General features: G+C 68.0%; 15 protein-coding genes. 2 read left to right on the top strand and 13 right to left on the bottom strand.

Annotation, left to right across the window (positions count from 1 at the left end; genetic code table 11):
- Positions 1 to 273: 273 nt before the first annotated feature.
- Entirely contained in the window at positions 274 to 987 is a 714-nt protein-coding gene (locus U4Y91_RS27655) for a transposase (protein WP_321807762.1), read from the bottom strand.
- A 193-nt stretch (positions 988 to 1,180) separates the two neighbouring features.
- Between U4Y91_RS27655 and U4Y91_RS27650 the strand changes: the two genes are divergently transcribed.
- Complete coding sequence (locus U4Y91_RS27650; RefSeq protein ID WP_044845975.1) at positions 1,181 to 1,906, top strand: OmpW/AlkL family protein; 726 nt, start codon at positions 1,181 to 1,183, stop codon at positions 1,904 to 1,906.
- A gap of 163 nt (positions 1,907 to 2,069) precedes the next feature.
- Here the strand turns inward: U4Y91_RS27650 and ugpQ are convergent, their stop codons facing one another.
- The 12 genes from ugpQ to U4Y91_RS27590 form a co-directional block, all read right to left on the bottom strand.
- Positions 2,070 to 2,834: a glycerophosphodiester phosphodiesterase gene (gene ugpQ / locus U4Y91_RS27645; protein ID WP_321807867.1), complete on the bottom strand. Its 765-nt coding sequence runs from the start codon at positions 2,832 to 2,834 to the stop codon at positions 2,070 to 2,072.
- Between the two features lie 28 nt (positions 2,835 to 2,862).
- On the bottom strand, positions 2,863 to 3,948 hold the full coding sequence (locus U4Y91_RS27640; RefSeq protein WP_321807761.1) for a sn-glycerol-3-phosphate import ATP-binding protein UgpC: 1,086 nt from the start codon (positions 3,946 to 3,948) through the stop codon (positions 2,863 to 2,865).
- Positions 3,949 to 3,979: 31 nt separating this feature from the next.
- A complete protein-coding gene (gene ugpE, locus U4Y91_RS27635; RefSeq protein ID WP_321807760.1) occupies positions 3,980 to 4,825 on the bottom strand; it encodes a sn-glycerol-3-phosphate ABC transporter permease UgpE in 846 nt (281 codons plus the stop codon).
- On the bottom strand, positions 4,822 to 5,706 hold the full coding sequence (gene ugpA / locus U4Y91_RS27630) for a sn-glycerol-3-phosphate ABC transporter permease UgpA (protein ID WP_321807759.1): 885 nt from the start codon (positions 5,704 to 5,706) through the stop codon (positions 4,822 to 4,824). Before ugpA ends, ugpE begins: the two co-directional genes overlap by 4 nt.
- A gap of 98 nt (positions 5,707 to 5,804) precedes the next feature.
- Complete coding sequence (ugpB, locus tag U4Y91_RS27625; protein ID WP_321807758.1) at positions 5,805 to 7,139, bottom strand: sn-glycerol-3-phosphate ABC transporter substrate-binding protein UgpB; 1,335 nt, start codon at positions 7,137 to 7,139, stop codon at positions 5,805 to 5,807.
- A gap of 90 nt (positions 7,140 to 7,229) precedes the next feature.
- Positions 7,230 to 8,438 (bottom strand): deoxyguanosinetriphosphate triphosphohydrolase, encoded by a 1,209-nt coding sequence (locus U4Y91_RS27620; protein WP_321807757.1) that lies wholly within the window; start codon positions 8,436 to 8,438, stop codon positions 7,230 to 7,232.
- Positions 8,439 to 8,477: 39 nt separating this feature from the next.
- Entirely contained in the window at positions 8,478 to 9,557 is a 1,080-nt protein-coding gene (aroB, locus tag U4Y91_RS27615; RefSeq protein WP_321807756.1) for a 3-dehydroquinate synthase, read from the bottom strand.
- The gene (locus U4Y91_RS27610; protein WP_321807866.1) at positions 9,554 to 10,108 is read right to left on the bottom strand and encodes a shikimate kinase; all 555 of its coding nucleotides are present in this window, start codon (positions 10,106 to 10,108) and stop codon (positions 9,554 to 9,556) included. Before U4Y91_RS27610 ends, aroB begins: the two co-directional genes overlap by 4 nt.
- Before the next feature lie 40 nt (positions 10,109 to 10,148).
- Complete coding sequence (locus U4Y91_RS27605; protein WP_321807755.1) at positions 10,149 to 11,810, bottom strand: type IV pilus secretin PilQ; 1,662 nt, start codon at positions 11,808 to 11,810, stop codon at positions 10,149 to 10,151.
- Positions 11,807 to 12,673, bottom strand: coding sequence for a pilus assembly protein (locus tag U4Y91_RS27600; protein WP_321807754.1), 867 nt, complete (start codon positions 12,671 to 12,673; stop codon positions 11,807 to 11,809). The genes U4Y91_RS27605 and U4Y91_RS27600 overlap by 4 nt, the downstream gene beginning before the upstream one ends.
- Entirely contained in the window at positions 12,670 to 13,305 is a 636-nt protein-coding gene (locus U4Y91_RS27595; RefSeq protein WP_321807753.1) for a fimbrial protein, read from the bottom strand. The genes U4Y91_RS27600 and U4Y91_RS27595 overlap by 4 nt, the downstream gene beginning before the upstream one ends.
- Positions 13,302 to 14,225, bottom strand: coding sequence for a competence protein ComA (locus tag U4Y91_RS27590; RefSeq protein ID WP_321807752.1), 924 nt, complete (start codon positions 14,223 to 14,225; stop codon positions 13,302 to 13,304). The genes U4Y91_RS27595 and U4Y91_RS27590 overlap by 4 nt, the downstream gene beginning before the upstream one ends.
- A gap of 226 nt (positions 14,226 to 14,451) precedes the next feature.
- Here U4Y91_RS27590 and U4Y91_RS27585 point away from each other — a divergent pair, with 226 nt between their 5' ends.
- Complete coding sequence (locus tag U4Y91_RS27585) at positions 14,452 to 16,839, top strand: penicillin-binding protein 1A (protein ID WP_321807751.1); 2,388 nt, start codon at positions 14,452 to 14,454, stop codon at positions 16,837 to 16,839.
- Positions 16,840 to 16,878: the final 39 nt, after the last annotated feature.

The following is a 16,878-nucleotide window of genomic DNA, read 5'->3' as shown; positions in this document are numbered from 1 at the left end:
AGGGGCCTCGAGGGCCGTTGAACCATTTTTTTGTTGCCGTCGATCCCGCTCCCGACGGGAGACGGCACGGCCGACAGTGGTTGGGCGAGCTTCACCCAGGCCACCGGAATTCGGAATATACGCGACGAATCAAAGGAATAGCAACAAAAACCGCTTGATCGAACCCCATTTAAACCAATGCTCTGATCTGGTGCCGTTTTATTGGGGACGTATCATTTTGGTGCAAAAAGAAGCGACGCCCGCGGCGCCGCCTCGTGATCCGCCTTTCCCGCGTTACTGCTGGATCGGCGGCGTGTTTTCACGCACCTTTCTGGGGCGTCCGCGCGGCAGCGGCGACACGCGGCGGTTCGCCGTGCGCGCCGCCCACTCGCGGTAGTTCTCGCCGCCGAGCACCCAGCCCTTCAGCGTCGCCTGCTGGAGCTGATCGGCCTGCCGCTCGTCGAGCGGCTGTTCGCACAGCTCCTTGTACGCGCGCTGCCGGTCGAACGGCGTGTTGCCGAGCGCCCAGTAGAGCGGATGGTCGGTGATCAGGCTGTCGACGGTGAGCCCGACGTGGTGCCGGAAGCTCGACCAGCGGTAGGCGTCGGCCGTCGCGACCAGCTGCGCGCGCACCGGGCTCATCTCGACCACGCGGCTCGCGAGCAGGAAATAGCGCTCGCCTTCGATCACGGTCGCGCGATAGCGGCCTTCCCACAGGGTGCCGCGCCGCGAATAACGCCGGTTGAAATGCGCGACGTAGCGGCGGCCGACCGCCTGCATCGCCTTCGGCAGGCTCGCCTCGTCGCTCGGCGTCACGAGGAGCTGCACCTGACGCGGCAGCAGCACATAGGCGTGCACCGAAAGATGGTGATCGCGTGCCGCGGCCTTCAGACAATCGATGAAGAGTTCGTAGTCCTGGTCGTCGACAAACGCGGGTTGCTGATCCAGGCCGCGCAGTATCACGTGCTGCGGCTGGTCGGGAACGTAGAGTCGTGCTAACCGTGCCATGCTGAATGTCCGTTTGAACGCGTTAGGAAATACCCGAAGGTCCGAAAATGCGCACCTGCGTAGAATGCCTGTCCTGGCGGGGCGCGGAAGCGTACGGTCGTGCGAATCCTAGGGAAAAAGCTCTAACTTGCGAGCTTGTTTGGTTTTAAACGCAGTCGTCATAATGAGCACGCCTTTGATCGGAGGAGACACAATGAAACGAAAACTGGCCATTACGGGGGCCGTAGCGCTCGCATTTGCGGGCGGTACGGCACACGCACAATCCGCAGGTGATTTCTACGTCAGCACCGGCTGGCTGCACTTTTCGCCGCAGGACAGCAGCGACCCGCTGTTCGTGTACGGCGTCGGCGGCACGCCCATCAACCAATCGATTCCCAACACCGGCGCCGGCATCAACGACGCCGATACGCTCGGGCTCGCAGCGGGCTACTTCGTCACCGACCATATCTCCACCGAGCTCGTGATGGGGATACCGCCGAAGTTCGACATTACCGGCAAGGGTCGGTTCGAAAACTTCGGCGTACTCGGCCGTGCGTACCAGTGGAGCCCCGCCGTATTGCTGCGCTACCACTTCAACGACGCCAACGCGAAGTTCCGTCCGTATGTCGGCGTCGGCGCGACATATACCTGGTTCACCGGCGCAAAGATCACGAACAGCAGCTTCGAGAACGGCGTGCTCGGCGGCCCGACCAGCGCGACGACCAGCAACCAGTGGGCGCCCGTGTTCAACGCCGGCTTCACGTACAACTTCACGAAACACTGGTTCGGCGGCCTGTCGATCTCGTACATCCCGATCAGCGTGACCGCGACCTTCACGACGGCCCGCCGGACGCCGGTCGGCACCCTGACCGAAACGTCGAAAGCGAAGATCTCGCTCAATCCGATCGTCACGTACCTGAACATCGGCTACCGCTTCTAAGCGTAGTCGAATATTTGGGGAATGGTTAATCCTGCTGCAATTTGTAGCCGATTTTTCGTGACGTAACGTCTCCGCGATGGAAAACGCCCCGGCGGAAACCCGCCGGGGCGTCGTTTTTTTGTCTCAGGGTTTTCCCGCGCCCAGCATCGCGCCGGACCGGTCGCTACGCGATGTCGTCCAGCGCATCGGGAGCGATCAGGTCGATCCGGTCCGTGCAGACCGCATCGACGCCCCAGCGTGCGAGTTCGCGCGCCCGGGCGAGGTCGTTGACCGTGTACACCAGGATCCGCAGCCCGGCCGCCTTGATCGCGCGCACAAGCGGTTCGTCGAGCTCCTTGTGGTTTGCATGCAACGATGCGCAGCCGAGCGCGCCGACGACCTGTGCGTGCCAGTCATCCGGTACCGCCTCGTACAGCATCCCGCGCGGCAGCGCTGGTGCGCTCGCACGCGCCTGTTGCAGCGCCTCGAACGAGAACGACGACAAGAGCGGCGGCACCACCGCGCCATGCCAGTACGCGGCCGCATCCGCTGCGACCCGCTGCCCCGTGTCGCGCTCGCGGCCCGGGCACGGTTTGATCTCGACGTTCGCCGCCAGCCCGTGCGCGACGCAGCGCGCCGCCGCCGCCTCGAGCGTCGGCATCCGCTCGCCCGCGAAACGCGCGTCGAACCAGGCACCGGCGTCGAGCGCGGCCAGCGCCGCATAACGCATGCCCGCCGCCGGGCCGCGGCCGTTCGACGTGCGGTCGACCGTGTCGTCGTGCAGGAGGAACGTCACGTCGTCGGCGGACAGCTTCGCGTCGAACTCGACCATCCGGTGACCGCGCCGCGCGCCCTCGTCGAACGCGGCGAGCGTGTTCTCCGGTGCGAGCGTGCCGCCGCCGCGATGGGCGACGACGCGCGGATAGGGCCAGTCGGTACGGGAAGTCATCATGAGCCTCGCAACGGGTTCGTCAGGTTCAGCCGGCCCGCTTGCCGGTCTCGGGATCGAAGAAATGCAGCCGGTGCGCGGGCAGCGCGGCACCCAGCGCCGTGCCGCGCGCGGGACGATCCGCGTGCGGCAGCCGCACCGCGACGTCGTGATTGCCCCAGCGGCCGTGCGCGAGGTTGTCCGCGCCGAGCAGCTCGCAAGAGTCGACCGGCAGCGTCGCCTGCGCGACGCCCGGCTGCGGCGTCATGTGCTCCGGCCGCACGCCGAGCACCCAGTCGCGCCCGGTGGCGATCGCGGTGCCGATGCCGGGCGCGCCGGCGACCGGCAGCGCCGGGCCGCCGCCCGCGACCGTAAACGTCGCGCCATCCTCCGACAGCCGGCCGTGCATCAGGTTCATCGCCGGCGAGCCGATGAAGCCCGCGACGAACACCGTCGCCGGCTTCTCGTACACGTCGACCGGCGCGCCGATCTGCTCCGCATAGCCGCGGTTCATCACGATCACGCGCTGCGCGAGCGTCATCGCCTCGATCTGGTCGTGCGTCACGTACACGCTCGTGGTCGCGAGTCGCGCATGCAGCCGCTGGATCTCCAGCCGCATCTGCACGCGCAGCTTCGCGTCGAGGTTCGACAGCGGCTCGTCGAACAGGAACACCGACGGCTCGCGCACGATCGCGCGCCCCATCGCGACGCGCTGCCGCTGGCCGCCCGACAGTTCGCGCGGCCGCCGCGCGAGCAGCGGCTCGAGCTCGAGGATCTTCGCGGCGGCAGCCACCCGCGCGTCGATCGTCGCGCGCTCGATGCCGCGGATCTTCAGCCCGTAGCCCATGTTCTGCGCGACCGTCATGTGCGGATACAGCGCGTAGTTCTGGAACACCATCGCGATGTCGCGATCCTTCGGCTCCAGCGCGTTGACGACGCGCTCGCCGATCGCGATCTCGCCGTCCGTCACGGACTCGAGCCCCGCGATCATCCGCAGCAGCGTCGACTTGCCGCAGCCCGACGGGCCGACCAGCACGATGAATTCGCCGTCGGCGATCTCCACGTCGATGCCATGCAGCACGTGCTGCTTGCCGTCGTAGGATTTCCTGACGCCCTTCAAGCTCAGCGCAGCCATACTTGGTCCTTCTCCCGGTTGCCGTCCGTGGTTATTTCTCGGAATCGACGAGGCCGCGCACGAACCAGCGCTGCATCGCCAGCACGACGACGAGCGGCGGAATCATCGCCAGCAGCGTCGCCGCCATTACGTATTGCCATTCGGTCGCGGCGTCGCCGCTCGCGATCATCGTCTTGATGCCCACCACCGCCGTCGACAGCGACGCCTCCGTCGTGATCAGGATCGGCCACAGATACTGGTTCCAGCCGTAGATGAACGTGATCACGAACAGCGCCGCGATGCTCGTCTTCGACAGCGGCAGCACGACGTCCCGGAAGAAGCGCAGCGGCCCAGCGCCGTCGATGCGCGCGGCATCCATCAGCTCGTCGGGCAGCGTCATGAAGAACTGGCGGAACAGGAACGTCGCGGTCGCCGATGCGATCAGCGGCAGCGAGAGCCCCGCGTAGGTGTTCGTCATGTGGAGCGTCGACACGACCTGCACGGTCGGGAAGATCCGCACCTCGACCGGCAGCATCAGCGTGATGAAAATCAGCCAGAACGCCGTGTTGCGGAACGGGAAGCGGAAGTAGACGATCGCGTACGCGGACAGGATCGACACCGCGATCTTGCCGACCGCGATTCCGAGCGCCATCACGAAGCTGTTGACGAGCAGCCGGCCGAACGGCGCCGTCGTGCCGCCGCTGCCGTGCCCCCAGATATAGGCGACGTTCTCCAGCAGGTGCGTGCTCGGCACCAGCGACAGCGGGATCGTGAACACTTCCTGCGCGTTCATGGTCGCCGCGCAGAACGCGACGTACACCGGGAACACGATCAGCACGACGCCCGCGATCAGCACCGCGTGGCAGAACAGGTCGAAGCCCTTGCGATTTTCGATCATGCGTATTGCACCCTGCGTTCGACGAAGCGGAACTGGATCACCGTCAGGCCGACGACGATGATCATCAGCACGACCGATTGCGCGCCCGAGCTGCCGATGTCGAGCCCCTGGAAGCCTTCGGTGAAGATCTTGTAGATCAGCGTCTTCGTGCTCTGCGCGGGGCCGCCCGCGGTGGCCGCGTCGATCACCGGGAAGGTGTCGAAGAACGCGTAGACGAGGTTCACGACCAGCAGGAAGAAGCTCGTCGGCGACAGCAGCGGCAGCACGATGTGGAAGAAACGCCGCACCGGCCCGGCACCGTCGATCGCCGCCGCCTCGATCAGCGAGCGCGGAATCGCCTGCAGCCCTGCGTAGAAGAACAGGAAGTTGTAGCTCACCTGCTTCCATACCGACGCTAGCACGACGAGGAACATCGCCTGGCCGCCGTTCAGCGCGTGATTCCACACGATGCCGCCCTTCGCGAGCGCATAGGTGACGAGGCCGATGCTCGGGTTGAACAGGAACGCCCACAGCACGGCCGCGATCGTCGGCGCGACCGCATACGGCCAGATCAGCAGCGTGCGGTATACGCGCGCGCCGCGGATCACGCGGTCGGCGCAGGCGGCGAGCAGCAGCGACACGACGAGCCCGCCGACCGTGACGAGCGAGCTGAACACCAGCGTCGTGCGGAACGAGTCGAGGTACAGCGGGTCGGCGAACAGGTGCGTGAAGTTCGCGAAACCGACGAATTCACTCGACGTGCCGAACGCGTCCTGCATCTGCGTCGACTGCCACAGCGCGACGCCGGCCGGCCACAGGAAGAACACGGCGGTGATCGCGAGCTGCGGCGCGATCAGCAGGTACGGCACCAGGCTCGCGCCGAAACGGGAACGGGATTGCATCGCGGGTGTCCGGAGGCGAAACGGAAAGGGAACCGTGCCGCCGGCCCGCACGCGCGCATGCGCGATGCGACGGCCGGCGGCACGAACGCGATGCGGGCTCAGCCGCCCGACTTCTCGAAGCGGCGCAGCAGCTCGTCGCCGCGCGACGCCGCCGCATCGAGCGCCTCCTTCGGCGACTTCTTCTCCGCCCAGACCTGCTCCAGCTCTTCGTCGACGACCGTGCGGATCTGCGGCATGTTGCCGAGGCGCAGCCCCTTCGTATACGGCAGCGGCGGCTTGTTCATCATCTGCTTGATCGCGGTTTCCGCGCTCGGGTTCTTCGCATAGAAGCCCTGCTGGCGCGTGAGGTCGTACGCAGCCGTCGTGACCGGCAGGTAGCCGGTTTCCTGGTGCCACTTCGCGGCGATCGGCGGCGAGGCCAGGAACGCGAGGAATTTCGCGACGCCCTTGTAGGTCGCCGGATCCTTGCCGGCCAGCACCCACAGGCTCGCGCCGCCGATGATCGCGTTCTGCGGCGCGCCCTTCACGTTCGCGTCGTACGGCATCATGCCGGTGCCATAGCTGAACTTCGCGAACTTCTGCACGTTCGCGAGCGCGCCCGACGACGTCGTCAGGATCCCGCAGTCGCCGCTGTAGAACTTCGCCGATGCCTCGTCCTTGCGGCCCGCGTACGTGAACGTGCCGTCCTTCTGCATCTGTTGCAGGAACGCGATGTGCGCGACCTGCTGCGGCTTGTTGAATTCGAGCGCCGCGTCGGCGCCGTCGAAGCCGTTGTTGCGGCTCGCGAACGGCAGCGCATGCCACGCGCTGTAGTTCTCGAGCTGGATCCAGCCCTGCCAGCCGGTCGTGAAGCCGCATGTCATCCCGGATTTGCGCAGCTTTTCGGCGGCGGCCTGCACGTCGGCCCACGTCTTCGGCGACTGGTTCGGGTCGAGCCCGGCCTTCTTGAACGCGTCCTTGTTGTAGTACAGCACCGGCGTCGAGCTGTTGAACGGCATCGACACGAGATGGCCCGTCTTCGCATCGCTGTAGTAGCTCGCGATGGTCGGTACGAACGCCTTTTCGTCGAGCGGCACGCCGGCCTGCTTGAACACGTCGTGGACCGGCACGACGGCCTTCTTCGCCTGCATCATCGTCGCGGTGCCGACTTCATAGACCTGGAGGATCGCCGGCGCGTTGCCGCTGCGATAGGCGGCGATGCCCGCCGCGAGTGCCTGGTCGTACGTGCCCTTGAAGACCGGCACGATCTTGTAGTCGCTCTGCGATGCGTTGAACTGCGTGGCGAGCTCGTTGACGCGCTCACCGAGCGCCGACTCCATCGCATGCCAGAACTGGATCTCCGTCACGGCGAACGCCGCATGCTGCACACCGAACATGAGCGCGCCGCCCAGCGCGATCGAGCGAATCACTGTCCCCGCGGGTTTCTTCTTCATCGATCTCTCTCCTGTGAAAACGTTACCAACAGCGTGTGCAACATTCCCGTCGCCACTGAACCGGCGAAGTCTAGTGATCGTTTGTGACAGTCAGTTGTCGTTGATGACGAACAGGCGCTGGTATTCCTTCAGCGCGAAGCGGTCGGTCATGCCGGCGATGTAGTGCGCGACGAGGCGCGGCTGCTGCGCTGCATCGTCCGACTGGTACGGCGGCGGCAGCAGGCGCGGATCGTCGATGAACGCGTCGAACAGCCCTGTGACGACGCGCTGCGCCTTGTTCGCCATGCGCATCACCTTGTAGTGGCGATACAGGTTCTTGAACAGGAAACGCTTGAGGGCGGCCGCCTGCGCGGCGATCGGCTCGCTGTGCGCGACGAGCGGCGGCGCGGCGCGCACGTCGTCGAGCGACGCGGGCGCGACGCGCATGAGATTGCGCGTGGTCTCGTCGATCAGGTCGACGATCAGCGTGTTGATGATGCGGCGCACCGTCTCGTGCACGAGGCGGCGGCCTTCGAGATGCGGGAATTCGGCGAGCGCCGCGTCGTAGTGGCGCTGCCACAGCTCGACCTCGGCGAGCTGCTCGATCGTGATCAGGCCAGAGCGCAGGCCGTCGTCGACGTCATGGTTGTTGTACGCAATTTCGTCCGCAATGTTCGCGAGCTGCGCTTCCAGCGACGGCTGGCGGCCTTGCAGGAAACGCTCACCGAGCGCGCCGAGCTTGCGCGCGTTCTCGCGCGAGCAGTGCTTGAGGATGCCTTCGCGCGTCTCGAAGCACAGGTTCAGGCCGTTGAACGCGCCGTAGTGCTCCTCGAGCTCGTCGACCACCGCCAGGCTCTGCAGGTTGTGCTCGAAGCCGCCGTGCTCGCGCATGCACGCATTCAGCGCGTCCTGCCCGGCATGGCCGAACGGCGTATGACCGAGATCGTGCGCGAGCGAGATCGCTTCGACGAGATCCTCGTTGAGCCGCAGGTTGCGCGCGACCGAACGCGCGATCTGCGCGACTTCGAGGCTGTGTGTGAGGCGGGTGCGAAACAGGTCGCCTTCGTGATTGACGAAGACCTGCGTCTTGTATTCGAGCCGGCGGAACGCGGTCGAATGAACGATGCGGTCGCGGTCGCGCTGGAATTCGGTGCGCGCCGCCGGCGGCGTTTCCTGATGGCGGCGGCCGCGCGACTGCGACGCGTGGGCGGCATACGGAGCGAGATGGGCTTCCAGCGCCGCCAGCGTCGGCGGCTCGGCCAGCGTCGCGACGGATGCGCGGCCGGCTCGGGTCGGTTTGCTGCTGGATGTCTCGCTCACGTCTCCTCCATGTCAGGGGCGCCGGGGCATCCGGGGCCGTTACCGGGTCGTCTGCGCCAGGGTAGCGAACACGGCTTCGTCGGGCGCCTGGGTGATCAGCGTATCGCCGAATCGCTTCAGCAGGATGAACTTGATCGCACCGGCTTCGGCCTTCTTGTCGACGCGCATCAGGTCCATGTAGCGCGCATCGCCGAGTGCCGGCCCGCGCACCGGCAAATGTGCGGCGGCAATCACCGCGTCCAGCCGCTGCCGCGACGCTTCGTCGAGCAGGCCGAGCCGCACCGACAGGTCGCCCGCCATCACCATCCCGCAGCCGACCGCTTCGCCGTGCAGCCACTCGCCATAGCCGAGCCCGGCCTCGATCGCATGGCCGAACGTATGGCCGAAATTCAGGATCGCGCGCAGCCCGCCTTCGCGCTCGTCGGCTGCGACCACGCTCGCCTTGATCTCGCACGAGCGCTTCACCGCATGCGCGAGCGCGGCCGGCTCGCGGCGGTTCAGCGCCTCGACGTTCGCCTCGATCCAGTCGAAGAACTCCGCATCGGCGATCGCGCCCGTCTTGATGACTTCGGCGACACCGGCCGCCAGTTCGCGATCGGGCAGCGTGGTCAGCGCGCCGATATCGGCGATCACGGCCTGCGGCTGGTAGAACGCGCCGATCATGTTCTTGCCGAGCGGGTGGTTGATGCCCGTCTTGCCGCCGACCGACGAATCGACCTGCGACAGCAGCGTCGTCGGCACCTGGATGAACGGCACGCCGCGCATGTAGCACGCGGCGGCGAAGCCGGTCATGTCGCCGATCACGCCGCCGCCCAGTGCGACGAGCGTCGTCTTGCGGTCGGCGCGCTCGGTCAGCAGGCCGTCGAAGATCAGGTTCAGCGTTTCCCAGTTCTTGTAGGCCTCGCCGTCCGGCAGCACGACCGTCGACACGCGCTTGCCGAGCGGCGCAAGCGCCGCGCGCAGCACGTCGCCGTAGAGCGGATCGACCGTCGTGTTCGTGACGATCGTGACCGACGAACCGGTGATGTGAGGAGCGAACAGCTCGGTGCGGCCGATCAGGCCGGCACCAATGTGAATCGGGTAGGCGCGGTCGCCCAGATCGACGTTGACAGTAATCATGCTTGTAGCGGCTTGGCGATGACGCCTGCCAGTTCGAGTTGCATCAGCACCATGTTGACGAGGCCGTTGACCGACGGGCGGCCGGTCTCGATGATGAAGTCCGCGCATTCGCGGTACAGCGGGTCGCGCACTTCGTAGAGCGCTTCGAGACGCGCCTTCGGATCGCCGGTCTGCAACAGCGGGCGGTTCTTGTCCTTGCGTGTGCGCAGCCACAGATCGTGCGGATTGGCGCGCAGATAGATGACGATGCCGCTGCCTTTCAGGCAATCGCGATTCTCGGGCCGCAGCACCGCGCCGCCGCCCGTCGCGAGCACGATGTTCTCGCGCTGCGTGAGATCGGCGATCACCTGCGATTCGCGGTCGCGAAACCCGGCCTCGCCCTCCATCTCGAAGATCACCGGAATGCGCGCACCCGTGCGGGCCTCGATTTCGTGGTCGGAGTCGAAGAACGTCCTGTCGAGCCGGCGCGCGACCGCACGGCCCACGGTGGTCTTACCCGCTCCCATAAGGCCGACGAAAAATACGTTTGCGTGTGGGTCCCGCGCTTGCAACGGCTTCCTCTGCTTGAATCTTGCTGGTGTGTGCCGCAGCTTACTGGCAAAGCGGCTGCCTTGTCGAGCCTGCGCCACCGGCTTCCGGCCCCGTTTTTCCCGCATCGGCGTCGCCCGCGCCGGCCGTCTCGCAACGCGCGACGACGACCGTCGGCGTGATGAAGACGACCAGTTCGCTGCGCTGGTCGCGCCGCGCGCGGTGCCGGAAAAGCGCGCCCAATACCGGTATTTTGCCCAAGAGCGGCACCCGCGTCACATCGTCCCGGTTCAACTGCTCGTAAATCCCGCCGATTGCGACCGTTCCGCCGTCCTCGACCTCGACGCGTGTCTGGACGTGCTTCGTATGAATCGCCGGGCCGGCCGCCGTCGGCTCGCCGATGCTGTCCTTCGTCACGTCCAGGTCCAGCACGACGCGCCCGTCGGGCGTGATCTGCGGCTCGACCTCGAGCTTCAGCGTCGCGCGGCGGAACTGCACGCCGCTCACGCCGTTGCCGACCTTGGCCTGGTACGGCAGCTCCGAGCCCTGTTCGACGATCGCCTTCACGCGGTCGGCCGTCACCACGCGCGGGCTGGAAACGATCTGGCCCCGCCCTTGCGCCTCGAGCGCGCTCAATTCGACGTCGAGCACCCGGCTGAGCGGCGCGGCGAACAACGTGAAGCCGGCCGTCGCCGCCTCGAAGCCGCCGAGCGGTCGTGCGGCCAGGTCGAGCGCGTTGCGCGTGTCCGTCGCGAATGCCGCGCCGTCGGCCGCGGGCGCCCGTCCCTGCGCGCGCAGCGCGACGCGTGCGCCGAGGTTGCGCGAGAAGCCCTGCTCGCCTTCGACGATGCGCGCCTCGATCCGGACCTGCCGCGATGGCCGGTCGATCGCGTCGATCAAGCCCGCGATCTGCGCGATGCGCGGCGCCAGATCGGTGACGAACAACAGGTTCGTGCGCGGATCGGCCGCCGCGGCGCCGCGTTTCGACAGCAGGCGCTGGCCGGTCGCTCCGGCCAGCAGCCGCTGCACGTCCTGCGCGCGCGGGTAATGCAGCGCGAAGGTCCGGCTCGCGAGCGGCTCCAGCTCGGCCGCGCGTGCGTGCGTTTCGAAGCGCTCGCGCTCGCGCGCCGCGAGTTCGGCCGCCGGCGTGACCCAGATCACGTTGCCGCGCCGGGACATCGCCAGCCCGTGCGTGTCGAGCAACGTGTCGAACGCATCGCGCCAGCGGACATTGCTCAGACGTAACGTCACGGTGCCGCGCACCTGCTCGCCGACGATGATGTTCAGCCCGGTGAATCGCGCGAGCGCGTCGAACGCGGCAGCGAGCCCGGCGCCTTGCAGATTCAGCGAGATCCGCCGCGCGTCATCCGCATCGCCGGGGTGCCGCGCCGCGGCGTCGCTCATGCGCGTCGGCGGCGGCAATGGAATCGGCGGCCCTTCCAGCTGGGGCACCGGTGCGGTTGTGTCCGCTTGAAGCGCCGCGCGCACGGCCTGATCGAACGGCGGCGGGCCGTCATGCGCGGGCGCTGCACCGTCCGCGCCGTCCGCACTGTTGAGCGCGCCCTGCGGCAGCGGTGTGTCCTGGGCATGCGCCTGCATCGATGCGATCGGCCAGCCGGCCGGCGGCAAAGGCGGCAACAAGGGCAACGGCGGCAGCGCCGCGTGTGCCGCGGCCACGCCCGATCCGACCCAGAATGCGATCGCCCGCCATCCGTACTTCGTCATGGGCGACCTCCGTCATCCATGACGAACCGGCGCGCGCCATCGGCTGTCGCAAGCGTCACCGCACCGGCATCGACGCTCACCACGCGTGACGTCCCGAACGCTTCGCCCGGCGCAACGGTCGCGAATGCGCCATCGCCCGCGTCGAACAGCGCGAGCCCGGCGCGTACGTCGCGAATCGTGCCGGCCAGGCGCGGCGTCGCATCGTCGGCCCGCGTGGGCAAGCCATCGCCGCCGAATGGATCGTCGCTCGGCACGCCGGCAAGCAGCCGCACCGTGCCATCGGGAACACGAGCCCCCGACAGCGCCGGAAACACGTCGATCGTCATGTCCACCCGCAACGCGGGCGGTTTCCGCTCGATATGCAGCCTCGACGGCACCACCAGCGCGGGAAAACTCGCCAGCCCGCCCATCAGCTGCAGCAGCGCCGGAAAGCCGCCGTCCGCGACGATCCGCACCGTGCGCCGGCCATCCGGCGCCGCTTCGTCAGTGCGCCGCGGCTCGATCGACACGATCCGCAGTCCGCTCGCGCCGGCCAGGTCCGCCAGCTCGAGCATCAGTGCGGGCCACCCCGATGCACGCCGCACGCTGGAGGCGTGCCCGGCAGCCGGGTCCGGGTCGCGCCGTGGCGCGGTCGCGAGCAGCCGCTGGGCGTCGGCGGCACGCACTTGTGCCGTTGCCAGCAACGCGCGACTGCGTGCGAGTCCGCTCGCGTCGACAGCATCCATCAGATGAATGCTGCCCATCGTCACGCACGCGAACGCCGCCACGCAGCCGACGGCATGCGCCGCGGCCGGCGACATCCGCGCCACGCGGCCGCGCCGCCCGGCACCGGCCGGCATGGACCGATGCGTGATCGCCGTCATGCGTCGCCTCCCGCTGCCTTCTGCCGCGGCGACGCGTCGTGCCAACGCACCTGCACGGAAAACCGGAACGGCACGGCCGAACCCGTGACCGGCGTGGCCGAAGCCGGCGTCAGCGCACCGACATCGAATCGCCAGTCATGCTGCTCGGCCGCAATCCGTGCGAGCCACCGCGCGGCCGCCCGGTAACTCGTCGTGCGCGCGTCGAGCACGGCGCCGGACGCAGTCGTGCGCAATGCGTCGAGCCGGACGGTGTCGCCGCGCACCTGCGCCAGCGTCGCGAGCAGCCCGGCGACACGCCGGTAAGGCGCGGCAAGCACGACCGCCCGTGCATCGCGTCGCGCGAGGTCGGCGGCCACGCCGGCGGCGCGCCGCGCGGCCTCGATCCGTGGCTGCAATTGCCGCAGCCGCGCCTCCACACGCGTACGCTCGGCATCCACGCGCCATCGCCACGCCGTCGCCGCGCCCGTCCAAACGCAGGCCCCGAGCACGCCGAGCACGATCGCCGCCCCGCACTGCGCGGCACGGCGCCGCCGCAACGCCTGCGCCAGCCGCTCACGGTACGGCAGCAGATTGAAGCCGCCGAGCACGGCATAGCCGGCGGCAGTTCGCCCGCCCCCTATATCGGCCATCATTCCCACACCCCGCGCAGCGCCAGCCCGATCGCGAGGGCAAACGCCGGACCGCCCTGCGTTCCGGCGGGCGCGCCCGGCAGCCCGTCCCATCCGGTGCAGTCGAACGGCACCGCGGCCACGCCCAGCGCATCGCCGATATCGGCGGCCGACGTACCGCAGCGGGCGATGCTGCGCGCGTCGCCGGCCACGAGCACGCAGCGCACCGGCGCGAACACGCACTGGCGCAATGCGTCGGGGAACGCCGCCTGCACGTCGCCGGACACCGCGAGCACCGGCGCGGCGATCGCACCGTCGACCCGCCAGCCGCGCACGCCCGTGTCGCAGAACCAGAATGCGGCGTACGGGCCGTGGGCGTCGGGTTCGAACTGCGCGGCATAGCGCAACGCGCGCAGCGCGGCGGCCGACTCGCCGTCGACGGCCGTCAGGTCGACGCCGGCCTGCGCGGCCACGTCGATCCGCCGTTCGAGCAATGCCTGCGGCGCCACGGCGACCTCAATCTCGCCCGGGCGCGCGCCGTCGTCCTGCCGCCAGTCGAACGCGAGGCTGTCGGGCGCCAGCCCCGAGATCCGTTCAGCGGCCTGCCGGGCGGCGTCCGCGATGTCGTCGCGCCCGGCCAGGTCGAGCGTCGCAGTCCGCATTTCGTCGTCGCGCAGCGCCATCACGCCGCGCGTGTCGCAGCGCACGCCCGCCGCCGACAATCGCGACACGGCCGCCGCCAACGCGCGTGCGACCGCGGCCCAGCGCGCCTCCTCCGGCCCGTCCTGCAATCCGACCGGCTCCCGCTCGAGCCCTTCGACCCGCACATCCACGGCCCGCCCGCGCCGGCTCAACACGGCCACCCTCACCTCGTCCGCCCCGACGTCGATGCCCGTCGAACGGTGCCTGCCCGGCGCGAACCGCGCCGCCCATCGTCCTGTCATCCCAGCCTCCCGCGATCATTGCGGCCCACGCCGCGTTTCCGAGGCCTGATTCTGCAAAGCGGCGCGTGTGCCCGACAGTCGGCCGGACGGCCAGTTGTGGCACGGGGTGACCTCGCGGACACTATGCTGGCGGCACCGCGATCCGCCGGTTTCCGGCCGCCGCCCCCCGCGTCAGGACCGGTCTTACCGGGCAGCTATAATCGCGGGACTGTTTTCCGGTACGCCTATGCAATCCACGTCTCCTACGTCCCCGCCTCCCGCGCCCGAGCCGAAGAAGCGGTCCTGGTGGCTGAAAGTCCTGATCGGCCTCGCCGCGATGTGCGTGGCCCTCGTCGTGGCCGGCGGCCTCGTGCTCGGCTACGCGCTCGTCGTCGCGTGGCCGAACATGCCGTCGCTCGACGCGCTGACCGACTATCGTCCGAAGGTACCGCTGCGCATCTATACGTCCGATCATGTGCTGATCGGCGAATTCGGCGAGGAACGCCGCGACATCGTCCATTTCAAGGACGTGCCCGACTCGCTCAAGAAGGCGATCCTCGCGATCGAGGACGCACGCTTCTACGATCACGGCGGCGTCGACCTCACCGGCATCGCCCGCGCCGGCTTCGTCGCACTGACGAATGGCCATGCATCGCAGGGCGCGAGCACGATCACGATGCAGGTCGCGCGCAACTTCTTCCTGTCGAGCGAAAAGACCTTCACGCGCAAGATCTACGAGATGCTGCTGGCCTACCGGATCGAGCGCGCGCTGACGAAGGATCAGATTCTCGAGGTCTACATGAATCAGATCTATCTCGGCCAACGAGCGTACGGCTTCGCGAGCGCCGCGCGGGTCTATTTCGGCAAGGACCTGAAAGACATCACGCTCGCCGAAGCGGCGATGCTCGCGGGGCTGCCGAAAGCGCCGTCCGCGTACAACCCGGTCGTCAATCCGAAGCGCGCGAAGGTGCGCCAGGAATACATCCTGCAGCGGATGCTCGAGCTGAACTTCATCACGCGCGAGCAGTACGACCAAGCCGTCGCGCAGCCGCTCGTCGTCAAGGGCGCGGGCCGCGAGTTCAGCGTGCACGCCGAGTACGTCGCGGAAATGGTCCGACAAATGATGTACGCGCAGTACCGCGAGGAAACCTACACGCGCGGCTTCAACGTCGTCACGACGATCGATTCCGCCGACCAGCAGGTTGCATACACCTCGCTGCGCAAGGGCATCATGGATTACGAGCGCCGCCACGGCTATCGCGGGCCGGAAGGCTTCATCGAATTGCCGGCCGGCGCCGACGATCGCGAGCAGGCGATCGACGATGCGCTGCTCGAACACCCCGACAACGGCGAGCTGATCGCAGCGGTCGTCACCGCGGCCACCCCGCGCCAGATCACCATCGCCTTCATCGACGGCAGCAGCGCGACGATCGAAGGCGACAACCTGCGCTTCGCGTCGGGCGCGCTGTCGGCCGGCGCGCAGCCGAACCGCCGCATCCGCCCGGGCGCGATCGTCCGGGTCGTGAAGAACGACGCCGGGAAGTGGTCGATCACGCAGTTGCCGCAGGTCGAAGGCGCGTTCATCTCGATCGTTCCGCAGGACGGCGCGATCCGCTCGCTGGTCGGCGGCTTCGACTACAACAAGAACAAGTTCAACCACGTCACGCAGGCGTGGCGGCAACCGGGTTCGTCGTTCAAGCCGTTCATCTACTCGGCGTCGCTCGACAAGGGCCTCGGGCCGGCCACGGTGATCAACGACGGCCCGCTGTATTTCAGCGCCGCGGAAACCGGCGGCCAGCCGTGGGAACCGAAGAACTACGGCGGCGGCTTCGAAGGCCCGATGTCGATGCGCACCGCGTTGCAGCGCTCGCGCAACCTCGTGTCGATCCGGATCCTGAACCACATCGGCACGAAGTACGCGCAGCAGTACATCACGCGCTTCGGCTTCGACGCCGACCGCCATCCGGCCTACCTGCCGATGGCGCTCGGCGCGGGCCAGGTCACGCCGCTGCAGATGGCCGGCGCGTACTCGGTGTTCGCGAACGGCGGCTTCCGCGTGAATCCGTACCTGATCGCCGAAGTGACCGATCCGAACGGCGCGATCGTCGCCCGCGCGCAGCCGCTCATCGCCGAGCAGAACGCGCCGCGCGCGATCGACGCGCGCAACGCGTACGTGATGAACAGCCTGCTGCAGAGCGTCGCGCAGCGCGGCACGGGCGCGCGCACCAACGTGCTGAAGCGCACCGACCTCGCAGGCAAGACCGGCACGACGAACGACTCGCACGACGCGTGGTTCGCCGGCTACCAGCACACGCTCGCGGCGATCGCGTGGATCGGTTATGACAACCCGCGCAGCCTCGGCGATCGCGAAACCGGCGGCGGCCTGTCGCTGCCGGTCTGGATCGACTACATGGGCGCGGCGCTGAAGGGCGTGCCGGAGTTCAAGCCGACGATGCCGGACGACGTCCAGGCGCTCGGCAGCGAGTTGTACTTCACCGACTTCACGCCGGGGCACGGCTTCGTGTCGACGGTCGGCGTGCCGCAGGCGCCGGCGGTGCAGAGCACCGACGAAGCGGTGCCGCACGTCGACGAACAGGAGAAGCAGGACATCATGAACCTGTTCCGCGGCCACTGAAACGAACGGCCCGAGCATGAAAAAAGCGCCCCCCGGGGC

The organism is Burkholderia sp. BCC1993, assembly GCF_905339865.1.
Lineage (GTDB): Bacteria > Pseudomonadota > Gammaproteobacteria > Burkholderiales > Burkholderiaceae > Burkholderia.
The sequence above is the reverse complement of the archived record's forward strand: the minus strand, read 5'-3'. Positions and strand labels throughout refer to the sequence as shown.

Coding starts and splice junctions, on each gene's coding strand:
- aroB (WP_321807756.1), bottom strand. CDS start 9,557: ATGATTACTGTCAACGTCGATCTGGGCGACCGCGCCTACCCGATTCAC.
- ugpB (WP_321807758.1), bottom strand. CDS start 7,139: ATGAAGAAGAAACCCGCGGGGACAGTGATTCGCTCGATCGCGCTGGGC.
- U4Y91_RS27585 (WP_321807751.1), top strand. CDS start 14,452: ATGCAATCCACGTCTCCTACGTCCCCGCCTCCCGCGCCCGAGCCGAAG.
- U4Y91_RS27655 (WP_321807762.1), bottom strand. CDS start 987: ATGGCACGGTTAGCACGACTCTACGTTCCCGACCAGCCGCAGCACGTG.
- U4Y91_RS27640 (WP_321807761.1), bottom strand. CDS start 3,948: ATGGCTGCGCTGAGCTTGAAGGGCGTCAGGAAATCCTACGACGGCAAG.
- U4Y91_RS27650 (WP_044845975.1), top strand. CDS start 1,181: ATGAAACGAAAACTGGCCATTACGGGGGCCGTAGCGCTCGCATTTGCG.
- ugpA (WP_321807759.1), bottom strand. CDS start 5,706: ATGCAATCCCGTTCCCGTTTCGGCGCGAGCCTGGTGCCGTACCTGCTG.
- U4Y91_RS27600 (WP_321807754.1), bottom strand. CDS start 12,673: ATGACGGCGATCACGCATCGGTCCATGCCGGCCGGTGCCGGGCGGCGC.
- U4Y91_RS27590 (WP_321807752.1), bottom strand. CDS start 14,225: ATGACAGGACGATGGGCGGCGCGGTTCGCGCCGGGCAGGCACCGTTCG.
- U4Y91_RS27595 (WP_321807753.1), bottom strand. CDS start 13,305: ATGATGGCCGATATAGGGGGCGGGCGAACTGCCGCCGGCTATGCCGTG.
- ugpE (WP_321807760.1), bottom strand. CDS start 4,825: ATGATCGAAAATCGCAAGGGCTTCGACCTGTTCTGCCACGCGGTGCTG.
- U4Y91_RS27605 (WP_321807755.1), bottom strand. CDS start 11,810: ATGACGAAGTACGGATGGCGGGCGATCGCATTCTGGGTCGGATCGGGC.
- ugpQ (WP_321807867.1), bottom strand. CDS start 2,834: ATGACTTCCCGTACCGACTGGCCCTATCCGCGCGTCGTCGCCCATCGC.